At 52.0% G+C, this 17,039-nt stretch carries 14 protein-coding genes; 9 read left to right on the forward strand and 5 right to left on the reverse strand.

Features of this window, described 5'->3' with window-relative positions; genetic code table 11:
• The first annotated feature begins 9 nt into the window (after positions 1-9).
• The 4 genes from QKW35_RS16470 to QKW35_RS16485 all read left to right on the forward strand — a co-directional run bounded on the left by QKW35_RS16470 (position 10) and on the right by QKW35_RS16485 (position 4,566).
• The gene (locus QKW35_RS16470; RefSeq protein ID WP_282354870.1) at positions 10-2,208 is read left to right on the forward strand and encodes a GumC family protein; all 2,199 of its coding nucleotides are present in this window, start codon (positions 10-12) and stop codon (positions 2,206-2,208) included.
• The gene (locus QKW35_RS16475; RefSeq protein ID WP_282354872.1) at positions 2,205-2,921 is read left to right on the forward strand and encodes a tyrosine-protein phosphatase; all 717 of its coding nucleotides are present in this window, start codon (positions 2,205-2,207) and stop codon (positions 2,919-2,921) included. Before QKW35_RS16470 ends, QKW35_RS16475 begins: the two co-directional genes overlap by 4 nt.
• A gap of 340 nt (positions 2,922-3,261) precedes the next feature.
• Positions 3,262-3,849 carry a hypothetical protein gene (locus QKW35_RS16480; protein ID WP_282354875.1) on the forward strand — a complete coding sequence of 196 codons (588 nt, stop codon included), beginning with the start codon at positions 3,262-3,264 and terminating at the stop codon, positions 3,847-3,849.
• Between the two features lie 267 nt (positions 3,850-4,116).
• Complete coding sequence (locus QKW35_RS16485; RefSeq protein ID WP_282354876.1) at positions 4,117-4,566, forward strand: REP-associated tyrosine transposase; 450 nt, start codon at positions 4,117-4,119, stop codon at positions 4,564-4,566.
• A gap of 290 nt (positions 4,567-4,856) precedes the next feature.
• Here the strand turns inward: QKW35_RS16485 and rpsA are convergent, their stop codons facing one another.
• From rpsA to QKW35_RS16500, 3 genes are all read right to left on the reverse strand, one after another.
• Positions 4,857-6,533: a 30S ribosomal protein S1 gene (rpsA, locus tag QKW35_RS16490; RefSeq protein WP_282354877.1), complete on the reverse strand. Its 1,677-nt coding sequence runs from the start codon at positions 6,531-6,533 to the stop codon at positions 4,857-4,859.
• 712 nt (positions 6,534-7,245) lie between these two features.
• Positions 7,246-8,070: a coiled-coil domain-containing protein gene (locus QKW35_RS16495; protein ID WP_282354879.1), complete on the reverse strand. Its 825-nt coding sequence runs from the start codon at positions 8,068-8,070 to the stop codon at positions 7,246-7,248.
• A gap of 45 nt (positions 8,071-8,115) precedes the next feature.
• Positions 8,116-10,194: a carboxy terminal-processing peptidase gene (locus QKW35_RS16500; RefSeq protein WP_282354880.1), complete on the reverse strand. Its 2,079-nt coding sequence runs from the start codon at positions 10,192-10,194 to the stop codon at positions 8,116-8,118.
• Between the two features lie 216 nt (positions 10,195-10,410).
• On the opposite strand from QKW35_RS16500, the gene bamJ reads away from it, so the two are divergent.
• From bamJ to QKW35_RS16520, 4 genes are all read left to right on the forward strand, one after another.
• Positions 10,411-10,926, forward strand: a complete 516-nt coding sequence (bamJ, locus tag QKW35_RS16505; protein WP_282354882.1) for a BamJ family beta-barrel-assembly machinery protein — start codon at positions 10,411-10,413, stop codon at positions 10,924-10,926.
• Between the two features lie 4 nt (positions 10,927-10,930).
• Positions 10,931-12,217, forward strand: a complete 1,287-nt coding sequence (locus tag QKW35_RS16510; protein WP_282354884.1) for a M18 family aminopeptidase — start codon at positions 10,931-10,933, stop codon at positions 12,215-12,217.
• 67 nt (positions 12,218-12,284) lie between these two features.
• Positions 12,285-13,121: a DNA ligase gene (locus tag QKW35_RS16515; protein ID WP_282354886.1), complete on the forward strand. Its 837-nt coding sequence runs from the start codon at positions 12,285-12,287 to the stop codon at positions 13,119-13,121.
• A gap of 473 nt (positions 13,122-13,594) precedes the next feature.
• A complete protein-coding gene (locus QKW35_RS16520) occupies positions 13,595-14,101 on the forward strand; it encodes a Crp/Fnr family transcriptional regulator (RefSeq protein ID WP_282354887.1) in 507 nt (168 codons plus the stop codon).
• Between the two features lie 105 nt (positions 14,102-14,206).
• On the opposite strand, the gene QKW35_RS16525 is transcribed toward QKW35_RS16520, so the two are convergent.
• Together QKW35_RS16525 and QKW35_RS16530 are read right to left on the reverse strand one after the other, a co-directional pair.
• Positions 14,207-14,863, reverse strand: a complete 657-nt coding sequence (locus tag QKW35_RS16525) for a 3-oxoacid CoA-transferase subunit B (protein WP_282354889.1) — start codon at positions 14,861-14,863, stop codon at positions 14,207-14,209.
• A gap of 14 nt (positions 14,864-14,877) precedes the next feature.
• Positions 14,878-15,579, reverse strand: a complete 702-nt coding sequence (locus QKW35_RS16530; protein WP_282354891.1) for a CoA transferase subunit A — start codon at positions 15,577-15,579, stop codon at positions 14,878-14,880.
• A 187-nt stretch (positions 15,580-15,766) separates the two neighbouring features.
• On the opposite strand from QKW35_RS16530, the gene QKW35_RS16535 reads away from it, so the two are divergent.
• Positions 15,767-16,669, forward strand: a complete 903-nt coding sequence (locus QKW35_RS16535; RefSeq protein WP_282354895.1) for a LysR family transcriptional regulator — start codon at positions 15,767-15,769, stop codon at positions 16,667-16,669.
• The last annotated feature ends 370 nt before the right edge of the window (positions 16,670-17,039 follow it).

A 17,039-nucleotide genomic window follows, 5' to 3' on the forward strand; every position in this document is an offset into this window, starting at 1 on the left:
TTGAATTTAATGGATGCACAGAACAAAAATTCACATGATGGGCTGTTACGCGACGATGTAATCGATCTGCGTCAGTATTGGCTCACGGTGATGCGTCATAAATGGGGTATCTTGGGGTTTGCGTTTGTTGTGACCCTGTTGTCCGTATTGGTCGTGTTTTCTCTGGAGCCGGTTTACCGTGCTACGGCGACCCTGTTGATCGAGTCCAAGCAGGCGAAGGTGGTGTCGATCGAAGAGGTGTATGGCCTTGATTCATCCAATAACGAATATTATCTGACGCAATTTGAAATTCTGAAATCCCGCAAGCTGGCGGAGAAGGTAATCCGGAAATACGATCTGGTTAACCATCCGGAGTTTAAACGTGAGCCTGCGTTTAAGTTTGATTGGCGTGAGGTTGCCGGTGAGTACATCCCGGAGCTCGCACCTAAAGTGCCGACTGAAGAGCAGGTGTTCCAAAGCAAGGTTGATGCTTTTATCGAACGCCTGACAATCTCTCCTGTACGTAAAACACAGCTGGTCAAAATCAGCTTTGATGCCTTCGATCCGCAGTTTTCCGCGCAGATGGCCAATGCTGTGGGCGAAGCCTATATCGAAAGCAACCTTGAAGCGAAGTTGGAGTTGACGGTGAAAGCGTCGTCCTGGCTGAACGAGCGCCTAGGTGGCTTGAAAGATAAGTTGAAGGAATCTGAACGCCGCTTGCAGGCGTTCCGTGATCGTGAGCAGATCGTCGGTGAGCGTGGTGGTTTGGATATCGCCAGCACCGAGCTGGATCTGGTCGCAACCAAGTTGGTTGATGCGCGTCGCCAGCGCCTTGAAATCGAGAGTTTGTATCAGGAGATTCAAGCGCTTGGTAAGAATGCCAAGGCTGAGCGGTATGAGCGCATCCCTGCGGTACTGGGGCACCCGGTTGTTCAGAATTACAAGCAGGCATTGCTGGAAGTAGAGCAGAAGAAGTCTGAGCTGGCCAAGCGCTACGGACCTAAACACCCTAAGATGATCTCGGTGAATTCCGAGATTGATAGCGCCCGTCGTTCCCTCGATCGTCAGATCATGAGTGTTGTAAACGGTATCGAAAACCAGTACCGCGTTGCGCGTAAGAGCGAACGCTCTTTGGAAGGGTCTCTGGGTAATACCAAGCAGGAGATTCAGGGGCTTAAGCGTAAGCAGTATCAGTTGAAAGAACTGGAGCAGGAGGTTGAAACCAACCGTCAGCTTTACGATACCTTCTTTACCCGTCTGAACGAAACTGCAGCAACCGGTGACCTGGAGTCGGCCAACGCCCGACTGGCGGATCCGGCGGTGGCGCCGAACGCTCCTGCAAAACCGAAGAAAGGCTTAATTATCGCGCTGAGCTTTGTGGTGAGTATGATGTTTGGTGTGATGTGTGCGTTCCTGCTTGAGGCGCTGAACAACACCATTCGCAGCTCTGGCGATGTACAGGAAAAACTGGGTCAGACCATGCTGGGCTTGCTGCCTAAGCTGCCAGGTAAAGCGCAGAAGCGTTCTTACCGTCACTATATTGAGGATGGTAAATCAGGTTTCTCTGAGGCGGTGCGTACCATTCGCACGGGTCTGGTGTTGTCCTCTTTGGATAACCCGCACAAGGTAATCGCGGTTACCTCTACCGTGCCGGGTGAGGGTAAAACCTCGACCTCGCTGAGCCTTGCGTACTCGCTGGGGCAGATGGAGCGTGTGTTGTTGATCGATGCGGATATGCGTCGTCCATCCATTGGTAAACTGTTTAAGTTTGGCTCTAAAGCGCCGGGTCTTTCCAATCTGGTGGCCGGTACTGCCTCCCTGGAGGAGTGTGTGCACCGATTGGATGAGGAAGGAATTGATGTGATCTCTGCAGGTGTGATTCCGCCAAACCCGCTTGAGCTGCTGTCGTCCGAGCGTTTCGGTAAGGTGCTGGAGGTGCTGGAGCGTCAGTACGATCGTATCGTGATTGATACAGCGCCATGTCAGGCTGTAAGTGATTCACTGGTGCTGGCACCGCGCGTAGGTTCTATGGTGTATGTCATCAAAGCGGATTCTACGCCAAGTGCGCAGATCAAGGCTGGCTTGCGTCGACTGTCTGAAGTTAATGCACCGTTGGTGGGTGTCGTGCTGAACCAGGTTAACCTGAAGAAGGCGTCTCGCTACTACGGTGAGGGCTACTCCGGTTACTACGACGTATACGGTTACGGCGCTGACGAGAAAGCGGCATGATCGATCTGCACAGTCATCTGTTGCCGGGTATTGATGACGGGGCGCGTTCCATGGAGGACGCGCTTCAGCTGGCGCGTGTTGCGGTTGAAGACGGTATTCAGCACATCACCTTTACACCGCATATCCATCCGGGCCGCTTCGACAACTCGGTTTATACAATTCAGCCGGTGTTTGAGCAGTTTCAGCAGGCGCTGAAGGAAGAGGGGATTCCTCTTTCGGTGGCGATGTCGGGTGAAGTTCGGCTTTCTGCCGAGGTGTTGATGCTGGTTGCCCAGAATCAAGTGCCGTTTCTGGGTGAGTGGGACGGTAAGAAGGTTATGCTTCTTGAGCTTCCGCACAGTCACATCCCGCCGGGCAGTGACAAGCTGGTTAAGTGGCTTCTTGATCGCAATATCCTGCCGATGATCGCCCATCCAGAACGTAATAAGGACATTATTCGTGACCTGGATACGATCTCTCCATTCGTTGAGATGGGGTGTCTGTTTCAGGTGACGGCGATGTCTATTGCGGGGCGGTTTGGTGTGCCTTCCGCTCAGCGCTCTATGGAACTTCTGGAAAACGACTGGATTACCGTGTTGGCTACCGATGCGCATAATCTGGAGCATCGCCCGCCGGTGCTTTCCGAAGGTTACCGGGCGGCTAAAGCGGTAGTTGGAGAAGGCGCGGCTAAGGCGCTGGTGGTGGATAATCCGGCTAAGATTGTCGGGCTCTAACGTTAGTCTGCTGGATTGTAGGGCAGCCTTTAGGCTGCCGGTAGGCTGAAGGCCTACCCTAGAATACAGAATAAAACCACGATTCCTGTAGGGCAGCCTCGTTGTTTTCGGAGATGACGAGGCTGTCAGCGAGCTAATAATCTTCTCTGCAACCAGAATAAAAAGTTACATACCTGTAGGGTAGGCTTCAGCCTACCGGCAGCCTAAAGGCTGCCCTACAGATGGGCTGCCATCGGTTTTTTCCCTTATGAACATTCCTTTCAAAAAACCTTCCACTTACTTCGTTTTCCTTTTGCTCCTCGTGTCTGTATGGGGGGCATATCATGCTGTGCGTATCGGTATGGCAGACTTCATTGGCCACAAGGCTGATTACGCTCTGGAGACATGGGAAAAAGAGCGTCGGCTGCCATCTGAAACCGAAGTGATTGCAGCGCTGGAACATGTAAATTCCGCACTCGGCTGGACACCGGATAATCCTGAGTTGCTCGAGCTGAAAGCGCTGTTGTTATCGCAAAAGGGATTCGTGCGTTGGTCGAGCGGCGAGTTCAAGGCGATCACGGATGAGGCTATCCCGCTTTACCTGAAAGCCGTGGCGCTCCGTCCAAAGTGGCCGCACACCTGGGCTAACTTTGCGCTACTGAAGGCGCATCGTGGTGAGTTTGATGCGCAGTACAAGGAAGCTATCGAACAATCCGTGTCGCTTGGTCCTTGGGAGCCGGGTGTGCATCGTGTGATCACGGATGCAGGCTTGTACGGTTGGGGTCATATCGATACTGATACCCGCCGCCTTGTAGCGGCTAATATCCACCGTGGCTTGTTGCATGGTAAACGAAGCGTGCAAGCGGTAGCGAAGCGTCATAATAAGACGTTGCTTGTGTGTGGTTACCTTCCTCGAGATAAACAGACCATCCGTTTTTGTGGGTGGTAGTTCCTTTCTTTTTATCTGGTTGTAGGGCAGGCCTTCAGCCTGCCGGCAGCGTAAACGCTGCCCTACAGGCATGGTGGATGTTTTTATCTTGTGTTGTAGGGTCGGATTGTTGTCATTGCAGGTGATCACGTTGCCGGCCCAAGATAAACAGACCGCTCGGTAGAGGTGTTATTTGAAGTGTGCTGTAGGGCAGCGTTTACGCTGCCAGCAGCCTGAAGGCTGCCCTGCAAAGCGAACAGTTACCTAATTGTAAATCAGGAGACACGGATGTCTTATGATGATCTGAAGGTCGGGCGTCGATCGCTGCCTGGTCATGCCTATTTTGTGACGATCGTCACGTTCAAGCGTAAACCTCTCTTTTCTGATCTATATCTCGCCCGTTGTGTGATTCGTGAAATGCGAAGGATGCATGGCGAGGGGGATCTGGATTCTATGGCATGGGTTTTAATGCCGGATCATCTGCATTGGTTGTTTCAATTGGGTGACCGTTGCGACCTGGGCAATGTAATTGCTCGGTTTAAAGGGGTTAGTGCCAGGCGGTTAAATCAGCATCTGGGAATGGGCGGTCATATCTGGCAGCGTGGATTTTATGATCGTGCAATACGAGCGAATGAAGATCCCATCACTGTGGCGCGGTATATGGTGGGGAATCCGTTACGTGCAGGGTTGGTGGATTCGATAGAGGATTATCCGCATTGGGATGCGCGGTGGTTGTGAGGTTTGAGTGAATTGTATGTAGGGCAGTCCTTCAGACTGCCGGCAGCGTGAACGCTGCCCTACAGGGAAGGTGGATCTTTATCTTGTGTTGTAGGGCGGTCCTTTAGACTGCCGGCAGCGTGAGCGCTGTCCTACCGGACGGTGGGTCTTTATCTTGTATTGTAGGGCAGCCTTTAGGCTGCCGGTAGCCTGAAGGCTACCCTACAAAAATGCGCACAGTTGTTGGGAGATGGCGTATCACAAACAAAAAAGGCGCCACGAGGGCGCCTTTTTATCGCGAGAAGTAATGATTACTTCTTAGCCATCTGAGCCTTGATCAGGTCACCGATAGTAGTTGGGCCGGAAACCTCAACTTCAGCGCTCTGAACAGCTTTCAGTGCAGCTTTCTCTTCTGCCTGATCCTTCGCACGGATAGACAGGGTGATAGCGCGGTTGCGACGGTCGATACCAGTGATCTTAGCTTCTACAGCATCGCCTTCTTTCAGTACAGCAGATACGTCTTCGGTGCGCTCTGCAGCAACTTCAGATGCTTTCAGGACGCCTTCGATGCCTTCAGCCAGTTCGATAACTGCGGCTTTAGTGTCTACGGACTTAACAGTACCGGTAACAATAGAGCCTTTGTCGTTTGCAGTTACGTACTCAGCGAATGGGTCGCTTTCCAGCTGTTTAACGCCCAGAGAGATACGCTCTTTCTCTGCGTCGATAGACAGGATAACCGCTTCAACTTCGTCGCCTTTCTTGTACTGACGCAGGGCAGCTTCAGCATCAGCTTCCCAAGTGATGTCAGACATGTGTACCAGGCCGTCCAGGTCGTTTTCCAGACCAACGAAGATACCGAAGTCAGTGATGGTCTTGATAGTACCGTTCACTTTATCGCCCGCAGCGTATTTCTCTGCGAAGGATACCCATGGGTTTGCAGAGCACTGCTTGATACCCAGGGAGATACGACGACGCTCTTCGTCTACGTCCAGGATCATAACTTCTACAGCATCACCGATCTGAACAACTTTAGATGGGTGGATGTTTTTGTTAGTCCAAGACATTTCAGAAACGTGTACCAGGCCTTCAACGCCGTCTTCGATAGAAGCGAAGCAGCCGTAGTCAGTCAGGTTAGTGATGCGAGCCTGTACTTTCGCACCAGCTGGGTAACGGTTCTTGATTGCTTCCCATGGATCTTCAGACAGCTGTTTCAGACCCAGAGAGATACGACCAGTTTCTTTGTCGAACTTGATGATCTTAACGTTGATCTCGTCGCCAGGGTTCAGCATCTCGGATGGGTGGGAGATACGCTTCCACGCCATGTCGGTGATGTGCAGCAGGCCGTCAACGCCGCCCAGATCGATAAACGCACCGTAGTTAGTCAGGTTCTTAACGAAACCTTTAACATTCTGGCCTTCTTCCAGGGTAGCCAGCAGCTCATCACGCTGAGCGCTGTTAGCTTCCTGCAGAACTGCACGACGGGAAACAACGATGTTGTTGCGTTTCTGATCCAGTTTGATCAGTTTGAATTCCAGCTCTTTGCCTTCCAGGTGGTCAACGTCGCGTACTGGACGAACATCTACCAGAGAGCCTGGCAGGAAGCCCTGGATGTTGTTGATGCTAACTGTGAAGCCACCTTTAACCTTACCGGAGATGTAGCCTTTAACAACTTCTTCAGCATCGAATTTCTGCTTGAGTACTTCCCATGCCTCTGCACGTTTCGCTTTTTCACGAGACAGGCGAGTTTCACCGAAGCCGTCTTCTACAGCTTCCAGGGATACTTTAACCTGATCGCCGATCTGGATTTCCAGTTCGTTAGCGTCGTTCAGGAACTGAGCGCGAGGAATAACCGCTTCAGATTTCAGGCCAGCGTTTACAGTAACCCAGTCGCTATCGATGTCGATAACTTCACCCATTACCAGGGTGCCTGGAGTCATGTCTACGTTCTGGAGGGATTCTTCAAACAGTTCAGCAAAGCTTTCGCTCATGAAATATGTCCTTTAATGAAAGGCCACGGATGGAGGCTTAGAGTTAAGCCTTTGTGGCGCTTTTCAACCTGTAACATCGGCAGTACAGGGTCAGTTAATATAGCTTCCGGGCTCACGATAAGCCGACGTGTGGGCGAGCGGACGCTGTAAAATGAGCGCGCATTATACAGGGTTTGGGTAGTAATAGGTAGGAAAAGCAACGAAAAAAACTGGGGGTTAAGCAACGTGTAGGGCAGCGTTCACGCCGCCGGTAGCCTGAAGGCTACCCTACAGAAGGTGCGGCGGCGGATAGTGTTACTTAGTGTTTCCCAGCTCAGTGCTTCTGTAGGGCCGCGTTCACGCTGCCGGTAGCCTGAAGACTACCCTACAGAAGATGCTGCGGCGGATAGCTTTACTTAGCGTTTCCCAGCTCAGTGCTTCTGTAGGGCAGCGTTCACGCTGCCGGTAGTCTGAAGACTACCCTACAGAAGATGCGGCGGGGGATAGTGTTACTTAGCGTTTCCCAACTCAGTGCTTCTGTAGGGCTGCGTTCACGCAGCCGGTAGCCTGAAGGCTACCCTACAGAAGGTGCGGCGGCGGATAGCGTTACTTGGCTTTTCCCTACTCAGTGCTTCTGTAGGGCAGCGTTCACGCTGCCGGTAGCCTGAAGGCTACCCTACAGAAGGTGCGGCGGCGGATAGAGCTGGAGAAGCGGTCCAGCGGCGGCGACCGATCAGGCTTTGCCCGGTGTAAACTTGGATAGCTGTTCGTGCAGCGCTTCCTGGCATGGCGTCAGCACTGTATCCAGATCCTGCCTCAGAGCCGGTTTCAGTATAGAGATATCCTGGGTTTCAAAGAAGCGAACCAGGTCGCGCTCTTCAACGGCTGAGTTGGCTGCGATATCAACACCGTCTCCCAAGCAGAAAGCAAACTCGGGCAGGTAGATATTCACAAGCTCTTCACGCTGGAAGTCTGACAGGATCAGGCGGTTGCGGCGGATAAACTTGTCGTACTCTACGGCGGAGGCGCTGGATACGATATCGATCTGGCGGTTGTTAAAACGGGCCGCGCTTGGGGAGTTCAGAAGGTTTTTCTTTAAGCGTGCTTTTACCTTGGCAAGTTCTTCACTGATTTTATCCGGCGCGAAGTGCTCGTTCAGGCGTTTGTACTCTTCCAATTCCGCGATTTTGGCCTTTAGCTGAGCGATCTCATCGTATAGCTCTTCTTTATCTTGGACCAGTTGGTCCTTGTCGTTCATTAAGCCTTTGATGACTTTCTGCGTTGGAGAGAGTTTGTCATCTGCAAACGTAGCGACTTCCTGGGTTGCCCCCAGAACGCCTGTACTTTTTTTGTAGATGTCTTTCAGCTCCTCGTCATCTTGGGTTGGCGTCGGAGTTGGGGATTTAGGAAGAACGGTTAGGCCAAATTTTTCCAGGTCCTTGTTGTTTGCAGCATCGTTTTGCATCAGCGCCTGGGAGCCATAGTATCCACCGACGCCCAGCACGCCCAATACAATTGGGGTCACAATTGCCAACACAAGAATCTTTTTTGTGGTCATACCTGAATCTTCCTCAGCAAACGGTAACTTTTGAAGGTTATCGGCTTATTGTCGCGCAGCTGTAAATTTTTGTGTGAAAACAACCATATCCATCAGGATGCGGCCACTTTCTTCGAGCATTGCTTCTGACTGAGGATTAATTGGTCGTCCCTGAGCGTCTTTCTCAAGCTCATCTTCCAGTTCAGACAGTTTGCTGATTGGTTTCAGGCCTTTTTTGGCACGACGACGATTCTCGCTTTCAAGCTGCCATGCTTCAGATTCAGTGCGTTCTCGTTTAAGCGTTTCTTCGCGCAAAGAAATTAGGTTTTTCTCGCGGCGTTTCTCAAGTTCGAAAACCTGTTCTTGCATGAACTGGAAGTCCGGGTTCGTGCTGATGCGTTCCTGGTGTCGCTGGACCAAGGGTTTCAGGAATGAAGAAGCACCGATAAATGCACCGTGCGGCTGTTTTGGCACTTTGTCCCAAACCAAGGCTCCGTCCAGTGCGCTTTCGCCGATCTCTTCATGGTCGTAGAGGGTCGGGAAGCTGATGTCAGGAATTACGCCTTTATGCTGGGTGCTGTCACCGGAAATTCGGTAGAACTTGGCGTTGGTCAGTTTGAGCTGGCCGTGCTGCAGTGGCTGCAGCGTTTGTACAGTGCCTTTACCAAATGTCTGGCCGCCAATCACGATCGCACGCTGGTAGTCCTGCATGGCGCCCGCGAAGATTTCGGAAGCGGATGCAGAGAGGCGGTTAACCATCACGGCCATTGGGCCGGAGTAGGCGATCTTCGGATTACGATCGCCGAGTACGCGGATATAACCTTCCTGGTCACGGATCTGAACGGTAGGGCCGCGGTTGATAAACAGGCCAACCAGTTCGTTTGCCTCACGCAGGGAACCGCCGCCGTTGTCGCGGAGATCGATGATCAGCCCGTGAATACCTTCTTGTTTCAGTTCGGTGATGAGTTTTTCTACGTCACGGGTGGTGCTTTTGTAGTCTTTCTCGCCACGCTGGAGGGCGGCAAAGTCGATGTAGAAGGTTGGGATCTCGATTACACCCAGTTTGACTGTCTGGTCCTGGTAGTCGAGTTCCAGAATGCGTTTCTGTGCGGATTGTTCTTCCAGTTTTACTTTGTTGCGGATGATGCGAATGGTGCGAAGTGGAGCATCCTCAGCATCGGAGGAGCGTACCTGCAGGCGAACTACGGAGTCTTTGGGGCCGCGGATCTTTTGAACCACGTCATCCAAGCGCCAGCCAACTACATCTTCAATCTCGCCTTCATCACCCTGACCGACACCCAGGATCAGGTCTGAGGCTTTAAGTTGGCCGGTTTTTTCCGCAGGCCCTGCAGGTACTAACCGAACGATTTTGGTGAATTCATCCTCGCTTTGCAGTACCGCGCCGATGCCTTCCAGCGACAGGCTCATATTGATCTGGAAGTTTTCCGAGCGGCGTGGTGAGAAGTACTGCGTATGCGGATCGTACTGGGAGGTCAGTGCATTGGCATAACTCTGGAAAACGTCTTCGTTGTTAACCTGTTCGGTACGGTTAAGCTGGTTTTTGTATCGCTTGATCAAGATCTCTTTAGCTTCATCAACGGTTTTGTCAGCCAGTTTCAGGCTGAGCAACGCGCTTTTGATGCGTTTACGCCACAGATCATCCATGGCGGCGCGATCTAACATCCAAGGTGACTCAGAACGGTCAGCTTCCAGTGTTTCGTCGCGATCGAAATCGAAGGCAAACCCGTTTTCCAGCAGATCAAGCGCATAGGTCAGGCGTTCACGGTTGCGCGCCTGGTAGGTGTTGAAAATCTCGTATGCTGCGGTCAGGTCACCATTAAGCAGGTCATCGTCCAGTTGGGTGCGATAATGCTGGAAACTATCGACATCACTGGCGTAAAGGTAGCTGCGGGACGGGTCCAGATCCTCCAGGTACTTGTCCAATAACTTGCTCGATAGGGCATCGTCGACGGCCATCTGTTTATAGTGTCCGAGCTTGAGGGACTCCATAATCTCGACGATGGTGTTCTTGTGGTCCGGCTCGGCATGCAAAGGACCTTGAGTCAGTGCCGATGCCGTATAGAAAGGAATAAGAGCAGAGAAGCTTACGGCTACTAAAAGCCTGGAGAGCGTTTTACGCATCATACTGTAGATACACCCGATACACCGGTTACATTGTTGTTCTGTATGACATGAGTAAACAGAGCTGAGTTCCATCACGACGTCGGGGGATATTTCTCAGCAAACGAGCAACACAGCATTGTTCGCAGAATCTCAAATCATTCCTGAGTTTAGACATGAGGCCAGCTGTTGTAAAATCAAGCAGTTATTAGGACGGATTCCGTTGTTAGGTTTGTGAATATGAAAAAACTGTTCGGATTGGTTTTGGTGTCTGCACTGCTGGTGACAGGGTGTGGGGAGAGTGAAGAGGAAAAACGCTTCCGTGCGGAGTTGATCGATAAGGCGCTAAATGACGAAACCCGCAAGCAGGGTGAAGCTTTCTTGGCGCAGAATGCGAAGCGTGAAGGCGTCAATACCATGCCTTCGGGGGTGCAATACGAGATTGTGCAGGCCGGTACCGGTCGTTCACCGCGTATTCTGGATACCGTGGTCGTGAACTATGAGGGCAAGCGGGTTGATGATGTGGTCTTTGATAGCTCTTATAAAAGAGGCAAGCCTTCCGAGTTTCCGTTGAAGAATGTGATTCGCGGTTGGAAAGAGGCGCTGCCTAAAATGAAAGAGGGAGGTGTCTGGAACATCTACGTGCCTGCTGATCTGGCATACGGTGCGACCAGTCCAAACAAAACCATCCCGGCAAACTCAGCGTTGATCTTTAAGATTGAACTGCTGGAAGTAAAAGAATCTGTAGCGGAGTAATGCGATGAGTCAGGCACAATTTAATGAATCGTTGGTAGAGTTTCTGTCTGAATCCACCACGCCGTTCCATGCGGTAAACGCGATGGAAAACCGTCTTGCCGATGCAGGCTTTAAAGCGCTGCAAGAAGGTGACAGCTGGCGTGTTGAAGCGGGTGGTCGTTACTACGTGGTACGCAATGGTTCTTCCATCATTGCCTGGGTCATGCCTAAGGGGGCTGCCGAAGAGAGCGGATTCCGTATGGTGGGTGCCCATACCGACTCTCCTTGTTTGAAGGTGAAACCATCCCCTGAAATCCACAATAACGGTTATTTCCAGCTGGGTGTGGAAGTATACGGCGGTGTGTTGCTGAACCCTTGGTTTGACCGAGATCTCTCGATAGCCGGCCGTGTTAGCTACCGCACCCAAGAAGGCGAGCTGGCCGATTCACTGATCGACTTCAAAAAGGCTGTGGCAATCATTCCAAGTCTGGCAATTCACTTGGACCGTGAAGCCAACAGCGAGCGTAACATCAATGCGCAAACCTATCTGCCACCGATCCTTGGGCAGGCGGAGGAGAAACCCGACTTCCGCGAATTGCTGAAAACTCAGCTGGAAAAGGACGGTGTGGGCAATGTGGCGCAGGTGTTTGATTACGAGCTGTGCTTTTACGACACGCAAAAACCGGGGTTCGTGGGCCTGAATGATGAATTCATCGCCTCCGCGCGGTTGGATAACCTACTGAGCTGCTTTATCGGTCTGGATTCGCTGCTGAACAGTGATATGGAACAAGGCGCTTTGCTGGTTTGCAACGACCACGAAGAGGTTGGCAGTATGTCCGCGGCGGGTGCACAGGGGCCAATGCTTAAACAGTTGCTGGAGCGGATTATGCCGGATGCTGAAGTGCGTAACCGCGCGCTGTCCCGCTCGGTGATGATCTCTGCGGATAACGCTCATGGTGTGCATCCGAACTTCTCCGATAAGCATGACGGTAACCACGGCCCTATCATCAACGATGGCGCGGTTATCAAGATCAATGCAAATCAGCGTTACGCCACCAACAGTGAAACCAGCACCCTGTACCGCCATCTGGCAGAACAGGAAGAGGTGCCGGTCCAAGCATTTGTGGTACGTTCGGATATGGCATGTGGCAGTACTATCGGGCCGATCACTGCCGCTGAGATTGGCGTGCGTACCCTGGATATCGGTGTACCACAGTTTGGTATGCATTCGATTCGAGAGTTGGCAGGCAGTCAGGATGCCTATAATCTGTCTCGCGTGTTGCGTCGTTTCTTTGATACCGAACGCGTCTAACACTCGCGTTTACTAAATACAGCCTTCCACGGATCGGAAGGCTCCATGGCTTCAGGGAGGAATCGCCATGTTCTATCTTCGTCTGCTGGTCCTGTGGGCCGGTCTCTTCTTTGCGTCTTTTGCATCTGCTGAAAAGCCCGAACTCCAGCTCGCCAATGTGTATGAGCGGGGACTTGATGTATCCCGGTACTGGGTGAGTGAAAAGCTCGACGGTGTGCGTGGGTATTGGGATGGAAAGCATCTGCTCTCCCGCAGTGGTCGACCGATCACTGCGCCTGCCTGGTTTACTGAGGGGCTGCCGGATCATCCGCTGGATGGCGAGTTATGGATCGGGCGTGGGAAGTTTGAAGCGGTATCGGCCATTGTCCGACGCATGCAACCCGATGACTCCGATTGGTTGGCGGTGCGTTATATGGTGTTCGATCTGCCCGGTCATTCAGGGACCTTCACCGAGCGCGTTGAGGTGATGGAAAAGGTGGTAAGCCGTATCGGTAAATCCTGGGTGCGGATGATTCCGCAATATCGGGTAAAGACGGAATCCATACTGCTGAATGAGCTGGACCGGGTGGTATTCGCGGGTGGCGAAGGTTTGATGCTGCATCATCAAGATGCGTTGTATCAATCCGGGCGTACCAATATGTTGTTAAAGCTGAAACCCTGGCAGGATGCGGAGGCGCGCGTTATCGGCCATCTGCCGGGAAAGGGAAAATATAAGGGCAAGTTGGGTGCGCTGCTGGTGGAAACGGCCGAGGGTGTTCAGTTTCGGTTGGGGACGGGATTCAGTGATGCACAACGTGCCGATCCACCTGAGGTTGGGGAGTGGGTCACGTATAAATTCACCGGGCTTACGCGATATGGGAAGCCGAGGTTTGCAAGTTTCTTGCGGCTGTATCAACCGAATTAAGGGTGAGCAATTTATTTGTTGTTTTGCAGGGCAGCCTTCAGGCTGCCGGCAACCTAAAGGTTGCCCTACAGGGGAGGGATTGACGGGTATTGAGGGTGATTACGGAGACGGTCTGCTTTGTAGGACAGCGTTTATGCTGTCGGCAACCTGAAGGTTGCCCTACAGGGGAGGGATTGAAGGGTATTGAAGGTGATTACGGAGACGGTCTGCTTTGTAGGGCAGCGTTTACGCTGCCAGCAACCTGAATGTTGCCCTACAGGGGAGGGATTGACGGGTATTGAAGGTGATTACGGAGACGGTCTGCTTTGTAGGGCAGCGTTTACGCTGCCAGCAACCTAAAGGTTGCCCTACAGGGGGATTGTCAGGCGATGAAGGTAATTATCAACACTAATTACGCCTAAATGTTCATTCTGCGCTCAGGTAGAAACACCTACACTTAAGACTGAACGATGTGGAGTTTGCAGGTGCAGTAGATGAACAAACTTCGTTATGACGATATTGCGAACCGGATGCCCGTTGAGGTGTGTCGAGAGTTCGCAACTTTCGGCGCGTTATCCGACCGCGCCATTATGTATCTGATGAACCGCGGCCTGGTCTATTCCCTCCAGCTAAAAGAGGAGCTGTTTACACTGGGCGAGCGTTCGGATCGCTTCTATATAGTACTCCAGGGAAAGATCGCCTTTTATAAACACTCAGAAGGTAACTGGGCGTTTATGAGCGACTACAGCCCCGGGGAACAGATTGGCTTTGTGGGAATGATAAGTCTACAGCCGCGTGTTGGCTGGGCCTATGCCGAGTCAGACAGTTTGGTGTTGGAGATCAGTTGTGATCTGTTTCACGAGTTTCAGATGGAATACCCGGAAGACTTCAGTGTGTTGATGATCAATCTGGTTCGCGAGATCAGCCGCAATCTGATATCGGTAGGCGATATGCTGGTGGATCTGACGTCGAGCGCGCCAGACAACAGTAATACCGGATAAAAAACTCCCGCCGAAGCGGGAGTGCACAAAAGAATGAGCGTAGCTCATGTAAAGAGGCAATGTCACAAGTAACGTATCCGGGCCTCTCCTTGCCCGGAGGATGGATCAGAATGTCATTTCTGGCACGTGATCCGGTACTACCAATTCGCCTTCGGTTTTTTCGATGATCTCTTCTACCGAAACGCCTGGCGCGCGTTCTATCAGGTGGAACTTACCGTCTGCGATTTCCAGGTAAGCCAGGTCTGTCAGAACCTTCTTGATGCAGCCTGCACCAGTCAGTGGCAGGGAGCATTTGGTCAGCAGCTTGGATTCGCCGTGCTTGGATGCGTGGGTCATCAGTACGATGATGTTGTCTGCACCTGCTACCAGGTCCATCGCGCCGCCCATACCTTTAATTAGTTTTCCTGGGATCATGTAGGACGCGATGTTGCCTGCAACGTCTACTTCGAATGCGCCCAGTACGGTCAGGTCTACGTGGCCGCCACGGATCATGGCGAATGACTCGGCAGAGGAGAAGATCGATGCGCCGGTTACAGCTGTTACAGTCTGCTTACCTGCGTTGATCATGTCTGCGTCTACTTCGTCTTCGGTAGGGAACTGACCCATACCCAGCAGACCGTTTTCAGACTGCAGCATCACTTCCATACCGTCTGGGATGTAGTTTGCGACCAGCGTAGGGATACCTATCCCCAGGTTTACGTAATAACCGTCCTGCAGCTCACGAGCTACGCGCATAGCCATCTGTTCGCGGGAAAGTGCCATAGTAATAATCTCCCTTAAGCTTCGCGCACAGTGCGCTGTTCGATACGTTTTTCGAAGGTGCCCTGAATCAGGCGGTCTACGTAGATACCCGGTGTGTGAATCTGAGATGGATCCAGCTCGCCTGGCTCAACGATCTCTTCCACTTCAACCACGGTGATCTTGCCTGCAGTTGCAGCCATCGGGTTGAAATTCTGTGCAGTGTGGCGGTAGATCACGTTACCGTAACGGTCCGCTTTCCAGCCTTTAACGATTGCGAAGTCACCGGTGATGGATTCTTCCAGAATGTAGTTGCGGCCGTTGAACTCGCGTACATCTTTGCCTTCACCTACCAGCGTGCCGTAACCGGTCGCAGTGTAGAAAGCTGGGATGCCTGCACCGCCAGCACGCATTTTCTCAGCCAGCGTACCCTGTGGCGTCAGTTCAACTTCCAACTCGCCTTCCAGCAGCTGTTTCATGAACAGTGCGTTCTCACCAACGTAAGAGGAGATCATTTTCTTAACCTGCTTGTCTTCCAGCAGGACGCCCAGACCGAAACCGTCAACACCGCAGTTGTTGGATACAACGGTCAGGCCTTTAACGCCCATGCGCTTAATCTGGGCGATGCAGCCTTCGGGAATACCACACAGACCAAAGCCACCTGCGATAACGGTCATGTCGTTATCCAGACCTGCCATCGCTTCTTCGTAGCTGTTTACCACCTTGTCAAAACCGGACATAGGGGAGAACTCCTCTTGTTGTTATTCAAGTCCAGCACTGTTGGTTGTTTGTGCTGGATTCGCTTTATTCTGACGCTGTGCGAAGTCTTGGTGAGATCCGCTATCTGCGTGCTTCTTGTTGAATAGCATCTATCAGATGTTAATATTTATCCAATTTAAAGATTTCAATAATTGATTTAACTTTTTTATGAATGTCACGGTTAAACAGCTCAAAGCGTTTGTTGCAGTTGCGAAGACGCGCAGCTTTGCTGAGGCGGCCGAACTGGTCTATCTGTCTCAGCCCGCACTGAGTATTGCGATTAAAAACCTTGAAGAGACCGTGGGTGGTCAGCTGCTTGTACGCTCGACACGTACCCTGGCGCTGACGCCGGAAGGGGAGGCGTTTTACCCCGTAGCGGAACGTCTGTTGGCGGACTGGGACGATGCCATGCTGGAGTTGCATAACTTGTTCTCCCTCAAGCGAGGCAAGCTGTCGGTTGCCGCGATGCCATCCTTCGCCAGCCAGCAACTGGCCAGTGTTCTGGCGGAGTATCGCGCCTTGTACCCGGACATCAACGTCACCGTTCAGGACGTGGTTGCGGAAGCTGTAGTGGATGCTGTGCGAAGTGGACGTGTTGAGGTGGGCATCGCTTTCCTGCCGGACAGTGCCATCGATGATCTGAACTTTGAAACCCTGTTTGATGACCGTTTTGTTGTGGCCCTGCCGCCTGACCATCCGTTGCTGGATAAACAGGAGATCACCTGGAACCAATTGCGTTCCTCATCCTTTATTGCACTGCAGCGACCGTCCAGTATAAGGGAAGTTATTGAACGAACATTAGAAGAGAAAAAATTCGATCTGAGTATTGAGTTTGAGTCCCATCACTTGATTACCAATATCCGTATGGTGGTGTGTGGATTGGGTGTGAGTGTGGTGCCGTCCCTCTGTATTCCACAGATCGAGCAACTGGGAGGCTGTTGGCGCCCTCTGAAGGCGCCTGCCATTATCCGTAAGGTAGGTATTTTCACCCGCAAACGTTATCCGCTATCCACTGCGGCGACCGCAATGGTTGAGGTGTTAAGGAAGAGCGTGTATCCGCTAGATCAGTAGGTGATGTGTCTGAATCTGTTGCATATGCGCTTTTTGCGCAATCGTTGCGTGGCACAAATTAATTTCAGATTTTTTGTTGAAAGCGGTTGATGAAGGAAAAGTTTATCAATAGAATACGCGCCTCATGTGATCGAGAGGCAGCGATGCTTACTACAGATTGCATGTTCGGTGAAGTGTCCGAGTGGTTAATTCGGAGGCACAACCGGAGAGAATGTCGGCGTTTACGACGACGGTAACGAGCACGCAGGCGTGCAGTTATGAAGTCTGAAAAGACTACGTAAACAACATTGCGGTGAGGTGTCCGAGTGGCCGAAGGAGCACGCCTGGAAAGTGTGTATACGGAAACGTATCGAGGGTTCGAATCCCTCCC

Source organism: Pontibacterium granulatum (assembly GCF_029961155.1).
GTDB lineage: Bacteria > Pseudomonadota > Gammaproteobacteria > Pseudomonadales > Balneatricaceae > Pontibacterium > Pontibacterium granulatum.

Excerpts from the sequence above, each read along its gene's own strand:
- QKW35_RS16485 (WP_282354876.1), top strand. The coding sequence starts at position 4,117 with ATGTCTTATGATGATCTGAAGGTCGGGCGTCGATCGCTGCCTGGTCAT.
- QKW35_RS16520 (WP_282354887.1), top strand. The coding sequence starts at position 13,595 with ATGAACAAACTTCGTTATGACGATATTGCGAACCGGATGCCCGTTGAG.
- QKW35_RS16530 (WP_282354891.1), bottom strand. The coding sequence starts at position 15,579 with ATGTCCGGTTTTGACAAGGTGGTAAACAGCTACGAAGAAGCGATGGCA.
- bamJ (WP_282354882.1), top strand. The coding sequence starts at position 10,411 with ATGAAAAAACTGTTCGGATTGGTTTTGGTGTCTGCACTGCTGGTGACA.
- QKW35_RS16510 (WP_282354884.1), top strand. The coding sequence starts at position 10,931 with ATGAGTCAGGCACAATTTAATGAATCGTTGGTAGAGTTTCTGTCTGAA.
- QKW35_RS16475 (WP_282354872.1), top strand. The coding sequence starts at position 2,205 with ATGATCGATCTGCACAGTCATCTGTTGCCGGGTATTGATGACGGGGCG.
- QKW35_RS16525 (WP_282354889.1), bottom strand. The coding sequence starts at position 14,863 with ATGGCACTTTCCCGCGAACAGATGGCTATGCGCGTAGCTCGTGAGCTG.
- QKW35_RS16480 (WP_282354875.1), top strand. The coding sequence starts at position 3,262 with ATGGCAGACTTCATTGGCCACAAGGCTGATTACGCTCTGGAGACATGG.
- rpsA (WP_282354877.1), bottom strand. The coding sequence starts at position 6,533 with ATGAGCGAAAGCTTTGCTGAACTGTTTGAAGAATCCCTCCAGAACGTA.
- QKW35_RS16470 (WP_282354870.1), top strand. The coding sequence starts at position 10 with ATGGATGCACAGAACAAAAATTCACATGATGGGCTGTTACGCGACGAT.
- QKW35_RS16515 (WP_282354886.1), top strand. The coding sequence starts at position 12,285 with ATGTTCTATCTTCGTCTGCTGGTCCTGTGGGCCGGTCTCTTCTTTGCG.
- QKW35_RS16495 (WP_282354879.1), bottom strand. The coding sequence starts at position 8,070 with ATGACCACAAAAAAGATTCTTGTGTTGGCAATTGTGACCCCAATTGTA.
- QKW35_RS16535 (WP_282354895.1), top strand. The coding sequence starts at position 15,767 with ATGAATGTCACGGTTAAACAGCTCAAAGCGTTTGTTGCAGTTGCGAAG.
- QKW35_RS16500 (WP_282354880.1), bottom strand. The coding sequence starts at position 10,194 with ATGATGCGTAAAACGCTCTCCAGGCTTTTAGTAGCCGTAAGCTTCTCT.